The organism is Pseudomonas gessardii, assembly GCF_001983165.1.
Taxonomy (GTDB): domain Bacteria; phylum Pseudomonadota; class Gammaproteobacteria; order Pseudomonadales; family Pseudomonadaceae; genus Aquipseudomonas; species Aquipseudomonas gessardii.
This window is the reverse complement of record NZ_MNPU01000002.1, coordinates 114169-129143: the sequence shown is the minus strand read 5'-3', so window position 1 is coordinate 129143 and position 14975 is coordinate 114169. Positions and strand designations below refer to the sequence as shown.

Annotated in this window: 16 protein-coding genes; 14 read left to right on the top strand and 2 right to left on the bottom strand. The window is 61.7% G+C overall.

The features are described 5' to 3' along the window. The first annotated feature begins 32 nt into the window (after positions 1-32). The gene (locus tag BLL38_RS02820) at positions 33-1598 is read left to right on the top strand and encodes a methyl-accepting chemotaxis protein (RefSeq protein ID WP_076961249.1); all 1566 of its coding nucleotides are present in this window, start codon (positions 33-35) and stop codon (positions 1596-1598) included. A gap of 85 nt (positions 1599-1683) precedes the next feature. Here the strand turns inward: BLL38_RS02820 and BLL38_RS02815 are convergent, their stop codons facing one another. After that, positions 1684-2376: an alpha/beta family hydrolase gene (locus tag BLL38_RS02815; RefSeq protein ID WP_076961248.1), complete on the bottom strand. Its 693-nt coding sequence runs from the start codon at positions 2374-2376 to the stop codon at positions 1684-1686. Between the two features lie 79 nt (positions 2377-2455). Here BLL38_RS02815 and ccoN (BLL38_RS02810) point away from each other — a divergent pair, with 79 nt between their 5' ends. The 4 genes from ccoN (BLL38_RS02810) to ccoP (BLL38_RS02795) are packed head-to-tail and all read left to right on the top strand — an operon-like array spanning position 2456 to position 5641. Then, the gene (gene ccoN / locus BLL38_RS02810; RefSeq protein ID WP_076961247.1) at positions 2456-3880 is read left to right on the top strand and encodes a cytochrome-c oxidase, cbb3-type subunit I; all 1425 of its coding nucleotides are present in this window, start codon (positions 2456-2458) and stop codon (positions 3878-3880) included. A gap of 10 nt (positions 3881-3890) precedes the next feature. After that, a complete protein-coding gene (ccoO, locus tag BLL38_RS02805) occupies positions 3891-4499 on the top strand; it encodes a cytochrome-c oxidase, cbb3-type subunit II (RefSeq protein WP_029300055.1) in 609 nt (202 codons plus the stop codon). A gap of 3 nt (positions 4500-4502) precedes the next feature. Beyond that, positions 4503-4721, top strand: coding sequence for a cbb3-type cytochrome oxidase subunit 3 (locus tag BLL38_RS02800; RefSeq protein WP_076961246.1), 219 nt, complete (start codon positions 4503-4505; stop codon positions 4719-4721). Then, positions 4718-5641: a cytochrome-c oxidase, cbb3-type subunit III gene (ccoP, locus tag BLL38_RS02795; RefSeq protein ID WP_076961245.1), complete on the top strand. Its 924-nt coding sequence runs from the start codon at positions 4718-4720 to the stop codon at positions 5639-5641. The genes BLL38_RS02800 and ccoP (BLL38_RS02795) overlap by 4 nt, the downstream gene beginning before the upstream one ends. A 164-nt stretch (positions 5642-5805) precedes the next feature. On the opposite strand, the gene BLL38_RS31625 is transcribed toward ccoP (BLL38_RS02795), so the two are convergent. Further along, entirely contained in the window at positions 5806-5937 is a 132-nt protein-coding gene (locus BLL38_RS31625) for a hypothetical protein (RefSeq protein ID WP_262382965.1), read from the bottom strand. A 240-nt stretch (positions 5938-6177) separates the two neighbouring features. On the opposite strand from BLL38_RS31625, the gene ccoN (BLL38_RS02790) reads away from it, so the two are divergent. The 9 genes from ccoN (BLL38_RS02790) (at position 6178) to BLL38_RS02750 (ending at position 14974) form a co-directional block, all read left to right on the top strand. Further along, complete coding sequence (gene ccoN / locus BLL38_RS02790; protein WP_076961244.1) at positions 6178-7620, top strand: cytochrome-c oxidase, cbb3-type subunit I; 1443 nt, start codon at positions 6178-6180, stop codon at positions 7618-7620. Then, the gene (ccoO, locus tag BLL38_RS02785) at positions 7620-8228 is read left to right on the top strand and encodes a cytochrome-c oxidase, cbb3-type subunit II (protein WP_076961243.1); all 609 of its coding nucleotides are present in this window, start codon (positions 7620-7622) and stop codon (positions 8226-8228) included. The genes ccoN (BLL38_RS02790) and ccoO (BLL38_RS02785) overlap by 1 nt, the downstream gene beginning before the upstream one ends. A gap of 5 nt (positions 8229-8233) precedes the next feature. Further along, positions 8234-8419, top strand: coding sequence for a CcoQ/FixQ family Cbb3-type cytochrome c oxidase assembly chaperone (locus BLL38_RS02780; RefSeq protein WP_003175465.1), 186 nt, complete (start codon positions 8234-8236; stop codon positions 8417-8419). After that, the gene (gene ccoP, locus BLL38_RS02775) at positions 8416-9390 is read left to right on the top strand and encodes a cytochrome-c oxidase, cbb3-type subunit III (RefSeq protein ID WP_076961242.1); all 975 of its coding nucleotides are present in this window, start codon (positions 8416-8418) and stop codon (positions 9388-9390) included. The genes BLL38_RS02780 and ccoP (BLL38_RS02775) overlap by 4 nt, the downstream gene beginning before the upstream one ends. 149 nt (positions 9391-9539) lie before the next feature. Next, positions 9540-9794, top strand: a complete 255-nt coding sequence (locus tag BLL38_RS02770; RefSeq protein ID WP_076961241.1) for a type II toxin-antitoxin system Phd/YefM family antitoxin — start codon at positions 9540-9542, stop codon at positions 9792-9794. Continuing rightward, a complete protein-coding gene (locus tag BLL38_RS02765; RefSeq protein ID WP_076961240.1) occupies positions 9794-10204 on the top strand; it encodes a type II toxin-antitoxin system VapC family toxin in 411 nt (136 codons plus the stop codon). The genes BLL38_RS02770 and BLL38_RS02765 overlap by 1 nt, the downstream gene beginning before the upstream one ends. Before the next feature lie 207 nt (positions 10205-10411). Further along, positions 10412-11827 carry a cytochrome c oxidase accessory protein CcoG gene (gene ccoG, locus BLL38_RS02760; RefSeq protein ID WP_076961239.1) on the top strand — a complete coding sequence of 472 codons (1416 nt, stop codon included), beginning with the start codon at positions 10412-10414 and terminating at the stop codon, positions 11825-11827. 14 nt (positions 11828-11841) lie between these two features. After that, complete coding sequence (locus tag BLL38_RS02755) at positions 11842-12381, top strand: FixH family protein (protein ID WP_076961238.1); 540 nt, start codon at positions 11842-11844, stop codon at positions 12379-12381. 142 nt (positions 12382-12523) lie between these two features. Then, positions 12524-14974, top strand: a complete 2451-nt coding sequence (locus BLL38_RS02750) for a heavy metal translocating P-type ATPase (protein ID WP_076961237.1) — start codon at positions 12524-12526, stop codon at positions 14972-14974. Position 14975 lies beyond the last annotated feature (1 nt).

Here is a 14975-nt window from a genome sequence, read left to right as displayed (position 1 = left end):
CAACCCGTCAAAGCCTTGCGGATTGATCAATCATGCGTAATAACCAACCCGTTACCCAGCGCGAACGTACCTTCCCGGCTCAACAAAGGTTGATCTCCACGACCGATGCCAAAGGCGTGATCACTTACTGCAACGACGCGTTTGTCGAGATCAGTGGGTTTTCCCGGGAAGAGCTGATGCGCGCCCCACACAACCTGGTTCGTCACCCCGACGTGCCGGCGGCCGTGTTCGGGCACATGTGGGCGACGCTCAAACAAGGCTTGCCATGGATGGGCATCGTCAAGAACCGCTGCAAGACCGGCGATCACTACTGGGTCAACGCCTATGTGACCCCGGTGTTCGACGGCGAACAGGTGGTCGGCTACGAATCGGTACGGGTCAAGCCGACCGCCGAGCAGATCCGCCGCGCCGAAGCGCTGTACCTGCGGATCAACCAGGGCAAGTCGGCGATCCCACGCAGCGACCAATGGCTGCCGGTGCTCCAGGACTGGCTGCCGTTTATCCTGGTCAGCCAGCTGGGCTTCCTGATCGGCATCTGGTTCAACTCGCACTGGGGCTTTGCCCTGGCCGCCGCCTTGTCGGTGCCGCTGGGCCTGCTTGGCCTGAGCTGGCAACAGCGCGGCCTCAAGCGCCTGCTGCGCCTGGCCGAACAGACCACCTCCGACCCGCTGATCGCGCAGATGTACACCGACAGCCGTGGCGCGCAAGCACGCCTGGAGATGTCGATCCTCAGCCAGGAAGCCCGCCTGAAGACCTGCCTGACCCGTTTGCAGGACACCGCCGAGCATCTGAACGACCAGGCGCGGCAGTCCAACACCCTGGCCCACAACAGCTCAACGAGCCTGGAGCGCCAGCGCGTGGAGACCGAACAGGTGGCCACCGCGGTCAACCAGATGGCCGCCACCACCCAGGAAGTCGCCAGCCATGTACAGCGCACGGCCGATGCGACCCAGGAAGCCAATCGCCTGACCAGCCGTGGCCGCGACATTGCCGGGGAAACCCGCGAAGCCATCCAGCGCCTGTCGGTGGTGGTCGGGGAGACCGGGAGCACCGTGACCCAACTGGCCAAGGACAGCGACGAAATCGGCGGTGTGGTGGATGTGATCAAGGGCATTGCCGACCAGACCAACCTGCTGGCCCTGAACGCCGCCATCGAAGCGGCACGTGCCGGTGAGATGGGCCGCGGGTTTGCGGTGGTGGCCGATGAAGTGCGGCAACTGGCGCAACGCACCAGCGAGTCCACCGGGCAGATCCATGCCCTGATCGCCAAGTTGCAACAGACCGCCAGCACCGCCGTGCAGACCATGGATGCCGGGCATCGCCAGGCTGAAGAAGGCGTGGCCCGGGTGATGGAGGCTGACGCAGCGCTGGTGGGGATCAGCGAGGCGGTGGCGCACATCACCGACATGACCACCCAGATCGCCGCCGCGACCGAGGAGCAAAGCTCGGTGGCCGAAGAGATCAGCCGCAATATCAGCACCATTGCCTTGTTGGCGGACCAGACGTCGGAGCAGGCGTTGAACTCGGCGCAGTTGAGTGAGGAGCTGACCCATACGGCCAATACGCAGTATTCGCTGGTGGAGCGGTTTAACCGCTAGATCGCTATCGCAGGCAAGCCAGCTCCCACATTTTGATCTGTGAATACATTCAAAATGTGGGAGCTGGCTTGCCTGCGATGAGGCCCTAACAGCCGCCGAGAAACCCAGCCACCTTCCCCGCCGCAGCCTCCAAATGCTGCTCATGGGTAAACCCCGAAGCCTTCAACGGCTTCAGATCATGATCCCCCGCCACCAGCCACATCACCTCGATGCCCGGCGACAGCACATAACCCTGCACCGCCGCCCGATTGCCCAACGCATCGCGCTCGCCCTGCACAATCAAGGTCGACGTCTTCAGCCCGGCCAAGTGCTCGACCCGGGGCTTTTGCGGCTTGCCCACCGCATAGAACGGATAACCCAGGCACACCAGCGCATCAACCGCCAGTTCATCGGCCAGTAAACTGGCCATTCGCCCGCCCATGGACTTGCCGCCGATAGCCAGCGGCCCAGCGACATGACGTCGCACCTGGGCATACACCTCGCGCCAGCATTCCAACAGTCTGGGGGCCGGGTTCGGTGGGCGTTTGCCACCGTCCACACGGCGCTGGGCCATGTAGGGAAACTCGAAGCGCAACACGTTGACCCCATGCCCGGCAAGGCGTGCAGCCATGTCGCCCATAAAGCCCGAATCCATCGGCGCACCGGCACCGTGAGCCAGGATCAGCGTCGGTGATTGGCCCGCGTCAACGCTCGTGGCCGCATTCCACAACCACCCGTGTTCACGCACACACTGCGCCCATTGATCCCCGTCAATACTGGCCTTGTGCTCTTTGCCCATGCTTACCTCGCTTTTTAGTCTGCCTATAACTCCAGCCCAAGTGCCGTATCTGCTTGGGTTGAACCGTGGATGGGGAACCATGAACACTACTTTAAGTACCGCCTATAACTACAAGGTGGTCCGCCAATTCGCCATTATGACGGTGGTGTGGGGCATCGTCGGCATGGGGCTCGGGGTTTTTCTCGCTGCCCAGTTGGTATGGCCCGAACTCAACTTCAACCTGCCTTGGACCAGTTTCGGTCGATTGCGCCCACTGCACACCAACGCGGTGATTTTCGCGTTTGGTGGCTGTGCGCTGTTTGCCAGCTCCTTCTACGCGGTACAACGCACCTGCCAGACCCAGCTGTTCGCGCCGAAAGTCGCCGCGTTCTGCTTCTGGGGCTGGCAGTTGGTGATTGTACTGGCAGCGGTCAGCTTGCCACTGGGCTACACCAGCTCCAAGGAATACGCCGAGCTGGAATGGCCGATCGACATCCTGATCACCATCGTCTGGGTCGCCTATGCCATCGTGTTCTTCGGCACCGTGGCCAAGCGCAACACCAAGCACATCTACGTGGGCAACTGGTTCTTCGGTTCGTTCATCATCACCGTGGCGATCCTGCATATCGTCAACAACCTGGAAATCCCGGTCAGCCTGACCAAGTCCTACTCCCTCTACGGTGGTGCGACGGATGCCATGGTGCAGTGGTGGTACGGCCATAACGCCGTAGGTTTCTTCCTCACTGCGGGCTTTTTGGGGATGATGTACTACTTCGTGCCGAAACAGGCCGAGCGTCCGGTCTACTCCTATCGCCTGTCCATCGTGCACTTCTGGGCACTGATCACCCTGTACATCTGGGCCGGTCCGCACCACCTGCACTACACCGCGCTGCCGGACTGGGCACAGTCCCTGGGCATGGTGATGTCACTGGTTCTGCTGGCGCCAAGCTGGGGCGGCATGATCAACGGCATGATGACCCTCTCGGGCGCCTGGCATAAGCTGCGCAGCGACCCGATCCTGCGCTTCCTCGTTGTATCGCTAGCGTTCTACGGCATGTCGACCTTTGAAGGGCCGATGATGGCGATCAAGACCGTTAACGCCCTGTCCCACTACACCGACTGGACCATCGGCCACGTACACGCCGGCGCTCTGGGTTGGGTGGCGATGATTTCCATCGGCGCGCTGTACCACATGATCCCGAAAGTCTTCGGTCGCGAGCAGATGTACAGCCTCGGCCTGATCAACGCGCACTTCTGGCTGGCCACTATCGGCACCGTGCTCTACATCGCCTCGATGTGGGTCAACGGCATTGCCCAGGGCCTGATGTGGCGTGCGGTCAACGAAGACGGCACCTTGACCTATTCCTTCGTCGAAACCCTGGTGGCCAGCCACCCAGGCTTCATCGTGCGGTTGGTGGGCGGGGCGATCTTCCTCAGCGGCATGTTCCTGATGGCTTACAACACTTGGCGCACCGTGCGTTCGGCACAACCTGCCGAAGTGGCCGCTGCGGCGCAGATGGCCTGAGGAGTCGATGATGAAACACGAAACGATTGAAAAGAACGTCGGCCTGCTGATGCTGCTGATGGTGCTCGCCGTGAGTATCGGCGGCCTGACGCAGATCGTCCCGCTGTTCTTCCAGGACGTGACCAACAAGCCGGTCGAAGGCATGAAGCCCTACACCGCGCTGCAACTGGAAGGCCGTGACATCTACATCCGCGAAGGCTGTGTACAGTGTCACTCGCAGATGATCCGGCCGTTCCGCGCCGAGACCGAACGCTACGGCCACTACTCGGTCGCCGGCGAAAGCGTGTGGGACCACCCGTTCCTGTGGGGCTCCAAGCGTACCGGGCCGGACCTGGCCCGGGTGGGCGCACGCTACTCCGACGACTGGCACCGCGCGCACTTGTACAACCCGCGCAACGTCGTGCCTGAGTCGAAGATGCCGGCCTACCCATGGCTGGTCACCGCCCAGGTCGACAGCAGCCACACCGAAACCAAGCTCAAGGTCATGCGCACCCTCGGCGTGCCGTACACCGACGCGGACATCACCGCGGCCGTGGACAGCCTCAAGGGCAAGACCGAAATGGACGCTCTGGTCTCCTACCTGCAAGTGCTCGGCACTGCAATCAAGAGCAAGAGGTGAACCATGGGTTTTGAACTGGATACCGGAATGATCCGCGGCCTCGGCACGCTGGTGGTGGCGATTGCCTTCATCGGCCTGTCGCTGTGGGTGTTCAACGCCAAGCGCAACCCGGAGTTCGCCGAGGCCTGCCTGCTGCCATTTGCCGATGAGCCTAAGCCTGACGCCATCGACACCCCATCCGACGCTCAAGAAGAGCCTGTAACAAGGAGCATTCGGCCATGACTACCTTTTGGAGTACATGGATCTGTGTACTGACCCTGGGCAGCCTGATCGGCCTGACCTGGCTGCTGTTCGGCACCCGCAAGGGCGAGACCAAGGGCAGCGTCGACCAGACCATGGGCCACGCCTTCGACGGGATTGAGGAGTACGACAACCCCCTGCCCCAATGGTGGTTCCTGTTGTTCGCCGGCACCCTGGTGTTTGCCGTCGGCTACCTGATCCTCTATCCCGGCCTGGGCAACTGGAAAGGCGTCTTGCCGGGCTATGAAGACGGCTGGACGCAAAACAAGGAATGGGACAAGGAAATGGCCAAGGCCGACGCCAAGTTTGGGCCGATCTTCGCCAAATTTGCTGCCATGCCCGTGGAAGAAGTGGCTAAGGACCCGCAAGCGTTGAAAATGGGCGGCCGCCTGTTTGCCTCCAATTGCGCGGTGTGCCACGGCTCTGACGCCAAGGGTGCCTATGGCTTCCCGAACCTGGCGGACAACAACTGGCGCTGGGGTGGTTCGGCCGATGCAATCAAGCTGACCATCATGAACGGTCGCCATGCCGCCATGCCGGCCTGGGGTGAAGTGCTGGGCGAAGACGGAGTGAAAAACGTCGCCGCCTATGTACGCCAAGACCTGGCCAAGTTGCCGCTGCCGGCTGACAGCAAGGTCGACCTGGCCGCTGGCAAGCAAGCGTTCGACACCACCTGCGTGGCTTGCCACGGCCCAGAGGGCCACGGTGTCGAAGCCATGGGCGCGCCGAACCTGACACAACCTGCCGGGTTCATCTACGGCACCAGCCTGGCGCAGTTGCAACAGACCATCCGTCACGGCCGCCAGGGCCAGATGCCGGCGCAGGAGGCCCTGCAAGGCAATGACAAGGTTCATCTGTTGGCGGCTTACGTCTACAGCCTGTCACAGAAGGAGCAGAAGTAAGCTACAAGCTGCAAGCTGCAAGAGAAGGGTTCTCAACTCGGCTCTTGCAGCCCTCTCCCTCCCCGCTCCAAACTTTCCGCTTGCAGCTTGCTACTCACCACTGCGCCCTGCGCCCCATTGTCGCACCCTTCCAAAGCACACCTTTCCCCTCTCGCCATTCGGGTCTACGCTTGTTTCGACAGTGGGCCGGCGTTGGTCGGTCGCAGCTCGACTTGCACGCGACGAGTCAGACGCTCCAGCAGGGTGACAGGCGCAAAGGCTGGCAGTGACCGGCTATCGCGCCATTGACCGCTCATCCCCCCGCCAGCGTGTTTGCACTGACCTCGGCGCAAGGACCTGCGTCCGCTCAAAATTCCTGTCCAACCCGTCAGCTTTTCATTTTGGATTTTGTCCTTACGCCAAACATGGAAAGGGCGCAGAATCTGGTTTGTAAAGCATTGACGCAGGTCAGCGTTACGTTGCAATGGCACCTCGCTTTCTCCATACTTGCGACCGATTTTTATCCTAATAAAACACCTAAACCGTGGAACCTTAGAATGAGCACAGCAATCAGTCCGACTGCTTATAACTATAAGGTAGTCCGCCAGTTCGCCATCATGACGGTGGTCTGGGGGATCCTTGGCATGGGGCTCGGTGTCTTCATCGCCTCGCAACTGGTCTGGCCGGAGTTGAACTTCGACCTGCCATGGACGACGTTTGGACGCCTACGCCCACTGCACACCAACCTGGTGATCTTCGCCTTCGGCGGATGTGCACTGTTTGCCACTTCCTACTATGTCGTGCAGCGAACCTGCCAGACGCGACTGATTTCCGACGGTCTCGCCGCCTTCACCTTCTGGGGCTGGCAAGCGGTCATCATCGGCGCCATCATCACCCTGCCAATGGGCTTCACCACCACCAAGGAATACGCGGAATTGGAATGGCCCCTTGCCATCCTTCTGGCGATTGTCTGGGTGGTCTACGGCATTGTGTTCTTTGGCACCATCGTCAAGCGCAAGACCAAGCACATCTACGTCGGTAACTGGTTCTACGGCGCATTCATCGTCGTGACGGCGATGCTGCACATCGTCAACCACGCGTCCTTGCCGGTGAGTTTCTTCAAGTCCTACTCGGCCTACGCCGGTGCGACCGATGCGATGATCCAGTGGTGGTACGGCCACAACGCCGTAGGCTTCTTCCTGACCACCGGTTTCCTGGGGATGATGTACTACTTCGTGCCAAAACAGGCCGAGCGTCCGATCTACTCCTATCGCCTGTCCATCGTGCACTTCTGGGCGCTGATCACCCTGTATATCTGGGCCGGTCCTCACCACCTGCACTACACCGCGTTGCCGGACTGGGCACAATCCCTGGGCATGGCCATGTCGATCATCCTGCTGGCGCCCAGCTGGGGCGGCATGATCAACGGCATGATGACCCTCTCGGGCGCCTGGCATAAGCTGCGCACCGACCCGATCCTGCGCTTTTTGGTGGTGTCGCTGGCGTTCTACGGCATGTCGACCTTTGAAGGCCCGATGATGGCGATCAAGACCGTCAACGCCCTGTCCCACTACACCGACTGGACCATCGGCCACGTACACGCCGGCGCTCTGGGCTGGGTAGCGATGATCTCCATCGGCGCGCTGTACCACATGATTCCCAAGCTCTACGGCCGGGCGCAGATGCACAGCATCAGCCTGATCAATACCCACTTCTGGCTGGCCACTATCGGCACCGTGCTGTACATCGCCTCGATGTGGGTCAACGGCATCACCCAGGGCCTGATGTGGCGTGCGATCAACGACGACGGCACCCTCACCTATTCCTTCGTCGAAGCGCTGCAAGCCAGCCATCCTGGTTTCATCGTGCGTGCCTTAGGCGGCGCGTTCTTTGCCAGCGGCATGCTGTTCATGGCCTACAACGTGTGGCGCACCGTGCGTGCGGCAGACCCTGTAGCCGCTGAAGCCGCCACCAAGATCGCTGTTGTGGGAGCCCACTGATGAAGCATGAAGTAGTCGAGAAGAATATCGGCCTGCTGGCCTTCTTCATGGTCATCGCCGTGAGTATCGGCGGCCTGACCCAGATCGTTCCGCTGTTTTTCCAGGACGTGACCAACAAGCCGGTCGAAGGCATGAAGCCACGCACCGCCCTTGAACTGGAAGGCCGCGACATCTACATCGCCAACGGCTGCGTACAGTGCCACTCGCAGATGATCCGCCCGTTCCGTGCCGAAACCGAACGCTACGGCCACTACTCGGTCGCCGGTGAAAGCGTGTGGGACCACCCGTTCCTGTGGGGTTCCAAGCGTACCGGCCCGGACCTGGCCCGGGTTGGCGGTCGTTACTCCGATGACTGGCAGCGTGCGCACTTGTACAACCCGCGCAACGTGGTGCCCGAGTCGAAAATGCCGGCGTACCCGTTCCTCGTGGAAAACAAGCTCGACGGCAAAGACACTGCCAAGAAAATGGAAGTCTTGCGCACCCTCGGCGTGCCTTACACCGACGAAGACATCGCCGGTGCCCAGGCAGCCGTCAAGGGCAAGACCGAAATGGACGCGCTGGTGGCCTACCTGCAAGGCCTGGGCACCATCATCAAAAGCAAACGGTGATCTGAATGGATATCGGGATGATTCGAGGCCTGGGCACCGTTGTCGTGATGGTGGCCTTTATCGGCCTGGCGTTGTGGGTGTTCAGCCCCAAGCGCAAGTCAGAGTTTGAAGACGCGACCTTGTTGCCTTTTGCGGATGATCCCGAAGCCATCAAGCACGTCGAGCAAGCTTCTAGGAGTAACAAAGAATGACTACGTTCTGGAGTCTGTACGTCACAGTCCTCAGTCTGGGTACCATTTTTGCCCTGACCTGGCTGCTGCTGTCGACCCGCAAGGGCCAGCGCGCCGAACAAACCGACGAGACCGTTGGCCACTCGTTCGATGGTATCGAGGAATACGACAACCCACTGCCCAAGTGGTGGTTCATGCTGTTCGTCGGCACCATCGTGTTTGCCTTGGGTTACCTGGTGCTATACCCCGGCCTGGGCAACTGGAAAGGCCTGCTGCCGGGCTATGCCTACCTCGATAACGACAAGCAAACCCAGTTCGCCAACGGCCAGAGCGGCTGGACCGGCGTGCACGAGTGGGAAAAGGAAATGGCGCGCTCGGACGCCAAGTTCGGGCCGATCTTCGCCAAATTCGCGGCCATGCCCATTGAAGAAGTGGCCAAGGACCCGCAAGCCCTGAAGATGGGTGGCCGCTTGTTCGCCTCCAACTGCTCGGTCTGCCACGGTTCCGACGCCAAGGGCGCCTATGGCTTCCCCAACCTGACCGACGCCGACTGGCGCTGGGGCGGCGAGCCGGAAACTATCAAGGCCACCATCATGGCGGGCCGCCATGCGGTGATGCCAGGCTGGGCTGAAGTCATCGGTGAACAAGGCGTGGCCGACGTGGCCGGCTTCGTGCTGACCAACCTCGATGGCCGCAAACTGCCGGAAGGCGCCAAGGCCGACGTGGCCAACGGCGAGAAGTTGTTCGCCACCAACTGCGTGGCCTGCCACGGCCCGACCGGTAAAGGCACCCCTGCCATGGGCGCGCCGGACCTGACCCACCCGGGCGCGTTCATCTACGGCTCCAGCTTCGCGCAACTGCAGCAGACCATCCGTTACGGCCGCCAGGGCCAGATGCCTGCACAAGAGCACCTGCAAGGTAACGACAAGGTGCATTTGCTGGCGGCGTATGTTTACAGCCTGTCGCACAAAGAGCAGCCAGAGCAGAAGTAAGCTTTAGGCTGCAAGCTGCAAGAAAAAGCTCCGTACAGTGCATGCTGGCGGGGCTTTTTTGTGTCTGGTGAAACGCATCGACCGCTTGAAGCTCGCCACTTCGACGTAGTAACGTAACTACATTCACCCATCCCGCTGGGAGGCGCTCCATGACAATTACGACAATCTCCAGCCGCGAATTTAACCAAGACACAAGCGGTGCCAAAAAAGCCGCGCGCCAAGGACCGGTTTTTATCACCGACCGAGGCAAGCCTGCCCATGTACTGCTAAGTATTGAGGACTACCAAAAATTGACAGGCCTCAACGCCGATATTGTTGACCTGTTGATGATGCCAGAGGCGGCGGACATCGAGTTTGAAACCGAGCGCGCCGTGATCATTGATCGACCCGTGGACCTCTCTTGATGTATCTGCTCGATACCAATGTCATTTCCGAGTTACGCAAACCCCAGGCCGACAAAAATGTGGTGGCCTGGGCCAAAACCGTCGCCGCGCCGCGCCTGTATATTTCAGCGATTACCTTGAAGGAACTGGAGACCGGGGTGCTGCGCATGGAGCGCCGTGACCCCGCGCAAGGCAAGGTCTTGCGCACCTGGCTCAAACGCCATGTCATGCCGGCCTTCGATGCCAGGATCCTGCCGATTGACGCGGCCGTGGCACTGCGCTGTGCCAGCCTGCATGTACCGGATCGAACCAACGAAAGTGATGCACTGATCGCCGCAACCGCTCTGGTTCACGGCCTGACCGTGGTCACCCGCAATGTCGCCGACTTCCAAGGCAGTGGTGTGACACTGATCAACCCATGGGACGAATGACCTTCGGGCCCTGAAAAAACGTCCATACTCATCCTGTCAATTGATTCAAGTCACGTACACCATCAATTGATTTCCCCCAACGCGACCAAAGGTCGCACCCGTTCATCGGTACTACAGGCGTATCATTACGCCACTGCAAGACCCCTATTTTGACCCTGGCCGGCACGTACTGGCCAAGGCAAATCTCCACTGCCGTGGGATGCAATGATGAGCAACCAGATTCCGGTACATGACGTTACCCCGCCTGCCAAAAAAACCAGCGACACCGTCGATCTCTACGCCTCGCGGGAGAAAATCTACACCCGTGCCTTCACCGGGATGTTCCGCAATCTGCGGATGCTCGGCGGCGCCGGGTTGTTCCTGCTGTACTTCGGTACGGTGTGGCTGAACTGGGGCGGGCACCAGGCTGTCTGGTGGAACCTGCCGGAGCGTAAGTTCTTTATTTTCGGTGCGACATTCTGGCCCCAGGATTTTATCCTGCTGTCGGGCATCCTGATCATCTCGGCCTTCGGCCTGTTCTTTATCACCGTGTACGCCGGGCGTATCTGGTGCGGCTACACCTGCCCGCAAAGCGTGTGGACCTGGATCTACATGTGGTGCGAAAAGGTCACCGAAGGCGACCGCAACCAACGGATCAAGCTGGACAAGGCGCCGATGAGCGCCAACAAGTTCCTGCGCAAACTCAGCAAACACACGCTGTGGCTGTTGATCGGCTTTGTCACTGGCATGACCTTTGTCGGCTATTTCTCGCCGATCCGCGAGCTGGTGTTCGAGTTCTTCACCGGCCAGGCCGATGGCTGGTCGTACTTCTGGGTCGGCTTCTTCACCCTCGCCACCTACGGCAACGCCGGCTGGCTGCGCGAGCAAGTGTGCATCTACATGTGTCCGTATGCGCGCTTCCAGAGCGTGATGTTCGACAAGGACACCCTGATCGTGTCCTACGACCCACGTCGTGGCGAAGTGCGTGGCCCACGCAAGAAAGGCATCGACTACAAGGCCCAGGGCCTGGGGGATTGCATCGACTGCACCATGTGCGTGCAGGTCTGCCCCACTGGGATCGACATCCGTGACGGCCTGCAGATCGAGTGCATTGGCTGCGCCGCCTGCATCGACGCCTGCGACACCATCATGGACAAGATGGACTACCCTCGCGGGTTGATCAGCTACACCACCGAACATAACCTGTCGGGGCAAAAAACCCACAAGTTGCGCCCACGCCTGATCGGCTATGCGCTGGTGCTGCTGGCGATGATCAGCCTGCTGGCCACGGCGTTCTTCATGCGCTCGCTGGTGGGTTTCGATGTCAGCAAGGACCGCGTGCTGTACCGCGAAAACGCCGAAGGGCGGATCGAGAACGTCTACAGCCTGAAAATCATGAACAAGGACCAGCGCGACCACACCTATGTGCTGGACGCCAGCGGCCTGCCGGACCTCAAGCTGCAAGGCAAGCGCGAGATCAAGGTTGCCGCCGGGGAAATCTTCACCCTGCCGGTGGAGCTGTCGAGCGCGCCAGAACAAATGCCGTCGAGCACCAACGAGGTGAAATTCATCCTCAAGGATGCTGACGATGACAGCATCCACGTAGAAGCCAAGAGCCGGTTCATCGGCCCACAAATTCGTTAAAAGAGAGCAGAACAATGCCCGTAGCAACTGCCGCAAGCCCCTGGTACAAGCACCTCTGGCCCTGGATCATCATTGCCATCCTGGCCTGCTCGGTGACGCTGACCCTGTCCATGGTGACCATTGCGGTGAACCACCCGGTCAACCTGGTCAACGACAATTACTACGAGGCCGGCAAAGGCATCAACCGCTCCCTGGACCGCGAATTGCTGGCCCAGACCCTGCAAATGCGCGCCAACATGCATTTGGATGAACTGACCGGCGAAGTGGAACTGTTCCTCACCGGCAACAGCGGGCCGACCACCCTGGAACTGAACCTGATTTCGCCGACCCAGCCGGAGAAGGACCGCAAGGTCGTACTCACCCGCAGCCAGAGCGAGCCGGGGCGCTATATTGGCCAGGTGACCGACAAGGTCGAGGGCCGGCGCTTCGTCGAACTGCTGGGGGTGGAAGGCGACCGCACCTGGCGCATGTTTGAGGAAGAAGACGTCAGCCACGGCACGGACCTGAAGCTGGGTGACGAGCCGTTGCAGGGTGCTGAAGACCTGAAGAACTGACAGCCGCGCTTCGCGCATCGCGAGCAAGTCGAATCGTCGCACCGCCGCTCCCACATTTGATCGCGATCTCCTGTGGGAGCGGCGGTGCGACGATTCGACTTGCCGGCGATGCGGCCCTCCCCGCCCACACAGATCCAGAACCATGACCAGCCCAACCCCCTGCTACCACTGCGCCCTCCCCGTCCCGCCTGGCAGCCGCTTCACCGCGGTGATCCTCGGCGAGCCCCGCGAGCTCTGCTGCCCGGGTTGCCAGGCGGTGGCCGAAGCCATTGTCGCAGGCGGGCTGCAAAGCTATTACCAACACCGCAGCGAGGCCTCGGCCAACCCCGAAGCCCTGCCCGTGCAGTTGCTGGACGAACTGGCACTGTACGACCGCGCCGATGTGCAAAAACCCTTCGTGCGCCACGACGGCGACCTGGCCGAAGCCACCCTGTTGATGGAAGGCATCAGTTGCGCCGCCTGTGGCTGGCTGATCGAGAAACACCTGCACAGCCTGCCCGCCGTGGCCGAGGCGCGGCTGAACCTGTCCAACCATCGCCTGCACGTGCGCTGGGCCGACGGGCAATTGCCGTTGAGCCAGGTGCTCAGCGAGTTGCGCCAGATCGGCTACGCCGCCCACCCGTATCAAGCCGACCGCGCCGCCGAACAACTGGCCAGTGAAAACCGCCTGGCCTTGCGCCAACTGGGCATGGCCGGCCTGCTCTGGTTCCAGGCGATGATGGCGACCATGGCCACCTGGCCGGAATTCAATATCGACCTGAGCCCCGAGCTGCACGAGATCCTGCGCTGGGTCGCGCTGTTTCTGACCACCCCCATTGTGTTCTACAGCTGCGCGCCGTTCTTCAAGGGCGCCATGCGCGATCTGCGCACCCGCCATCTGACCATGGATGTCTCGGTGTCGCTGGCCATCGGCGGCGCTTACCTGGCGGGCATCTGGACGGCCATCACGGGGGTGGGCGAGCTGTATTTCGATGCCGTGGGCATGTTCGCCCTGTTCCTGCTGGCCGGGCGCTACCTGGAGCGCCGCGCCCGGGAACGCACCGCCGCCGCCACCGCCCAACTGGTCAACCTGCTGCCCGCCTCGTGCCTGCGCCTCAAACACGATGGCCAGAGCGAGCGTATTCTGCTCACCGAACTGGCCCTGGGCGACCGGGTGCTGGTGCATCCGGGTGCCATCCTGCCGGCCGACGGGGTGATCCTGGAGGGACAGTCGAGCATCGATGAATCCCTGCTCACCGGCGAATACCTGCCACAACCGCGACAGGCCGGCGACAGCATCACCGCCGGCACCCTCAATGTCGAAGGCCCGTTGACCGTGCAAGTGCGCGCCCTGGGCCACGACACCCGCTTGTCGGCCATCGTGCGCCTGCTGGAACGGGCCCAGGCCGAAAAACCACGCCTGGCCCAAATCGCCGACCGCGCCGCACAATGGTTCCTGCTCTGCTCGCTGATCGCCGCCGCGGTGATTGGCCTGTTGTGGTGGGAGCTGGATGCATCGCGGGCGTTCTGGATTGTCCTGGCGATGCTGGTGGCAACCTGCCCGTGCGCCCTGTCTCTGGCAACCCCCACCGCACTGACCGCCGCCACCGGCACCCTGCACAAACTCGGCCTGCTGCTGACCCGTGGCCATGTGCTCGAAGGCTTGAACCAGATCGACACGGTGATTTTCGACAAGACCGGCACCCTCACTGAAGGCCGCCTGGCCCTGCGTGCCATCCGGCCACTGGGCGCGATGAGCAGCGACCTGGCCCTGGCCCTGGCCGCCGCCCTCGAAAACCGCTCCGAACACCCGATTGCCCGGGCTTTTGGCCGTGCCCCGCTGGCGGCTGATGAGGTGCTCAGCACCCCGGGCCTGGGGCTCGAAGGCCGGGTCGGCGAACGCCTGCTGCGCATCGGCCAGCCTGGTTTCGTGTGTGAATTAAGCGGCTGTGCGATGCCCGATTCGCCGCAAGATGCCGGCCAATGGCTGCTACTGGGCGATACCGGCGGCGCCCTGGCCTGGTTTGTCCTGGATGATCGCCTGCGCAGCGATGCGCCGGCACTGCTGGCCGCGTGCAAGGCGCGAGGCTGGCGCACCTTGCTGCTGTCGGGCGACAGCTCGCCGATGGTCGCCAGCGTGGCCGCCGAATTGGGCATCGATGAAGCCCGTGGTGGCCTGCGCCCGGATGACAAGCTGCAAGTGCTGCAACAGCTGCACAAGGAAGGCCGCAAGGTATTGATGCTCGGTGACGGAGTGAATGACGTGCCGGTCTTGGCCGCCGCGGATATCAGCGTGGCCATGGGCTCGGCCACTGACCTGGCGAAAACCAGCGCCGATGCGGTGCTGTTGTCCAACCGCCTGGATGCCCTGGTGCAAGCCTTCAGCCTGGCCCGGCGCACGCGCCGGGTCATCATTGAAAACCTACTGTGGGCCGGGCTGTACAATGGCCTGATGTTGCCGTTTGCCGCCCTCGGTTGGATCACGCCGATCTGGGCCGCGATCGGCATGTCCCTCAGTTCGTTGACCGTGGTGCTCAACGCCCTGCGCCTGACTCGCTTGCCGCCTGCCAGCGCCGCGAGCGCCACCCCACAGCCCCGCCCGCTGCCGGCTTGAG

Excerpts from the sequence above, each read along its gene's own strand:
- BLL38_RS02820 (WP_076961249.1), top strand. The coding sequence starts at position 33 with ATGCGTAATAACCAACCCGTTACCCAGCGCGAACGTACCTTCCCGGCT.
- BLL38_RS02815 (WP_076961248.1), bottom strand. The coding sequence starts at position 2,376 with ATGGGCAAAGAGCACAAGGCCAGTATTGACGGGGATCAATGGGCGCAG.
- ccoN (WP_076961247.1), top strand. The coding sequence starts at position 2,456 with ATGAACACTACTTTAAGTACCGCCTATAACTACAAGGTGGTCCGCCAA.
- ccoO (WP_029300055.1), top strand. The coding sequence starts at position 3,891 with ATGAAACACGAAACGATTGAAAAGAACGTCGGCCTGCTGATGCTGCTG.
- BLL38_RS02800 (WP_076961246.1), top strand. The coding sequence starts at position 4,503 with ATGGGTTTTGAACTGGATACCGGAATGATCCGCGGCCTCGGCACGCTG.
- ccoP (WP_076961245.1), top strand. The coding sequence starts at position 4,718 with ATGACTACCTTTTGGAGTACATGGATCTGTGTACTGACCCTGGGCAGC.
- BLL38_RS31625 (WP_262382965.1), bottom strand. The coding sequence starts at position 5,937 with ATGAGCGGTCAATGGCGCGATAGCCGGTCACTGCCAGCCTTTGCGCCT.
- ccoN (WP_076961244.1), top strand. The coding sequence starts at position 6,178 with ATGAGCACAGCAATCAGTCCGACTGCTTATAACTATAAGGTAGTCCGC.
- ccoO (WP_076961243.1), top strand. The coding sequence starts at position 7,620 with ATGAAGCATGAAGTAGTCGAGAAGAATATCGGCCTGCTGGCCTTCTTC.
- BLL38_RS02780 (WP_003175465.1), top strand. The coding sequence starts at position 8,234 with ATGGATATCGGGATGATTCGAGGCCTGGGCACCGTTGTCGTGATGGTG.
- ccoP (WP_076961242.1), top strand. The coding sequence starts at position 8,416 with ATGACTACGTTCTGGAGTCTGTACGTCACAGTCCTCAGTCTGGGTACC.
- BLL38_RS02770 (WP_076961241.1), top strand. The coding sequence starts at position 9,540 with ATGACAATTACGACAATCTCCAGCCGCGAATTTAACCAAGACACAAGC.
- BLL38_RS02765 (WP_076961240.1), top strand. The coding sequence starts at position 9,794 with ATGTATCTGCTCGATACCAATGTCATTTCCGAGTTACGCAAACCCCAG.
- ccoG (WP_076961239.1), top strand. The coding sequence starts at position 10,412 with ATGAGCAACCAGATTCCGGTACATGACGTTACCCCGCCTGCCAAAAAA.
- BLL38_RS02755 (WP_076961238.1), top strand. The coding sequence starts at position 11,842 with ATGCCCGTAGCAACTGCCGCAAGCCCCTGGTACAAGCACCTCTGGCCC.
- BLL38_RS02750 (WP_076961237.1), top strand. The coding sequence starts at position 12,524 with ATGACCAGCCCAACCCCCTGCTACCACTGCGCCCTCCCCGTCCCGCCT.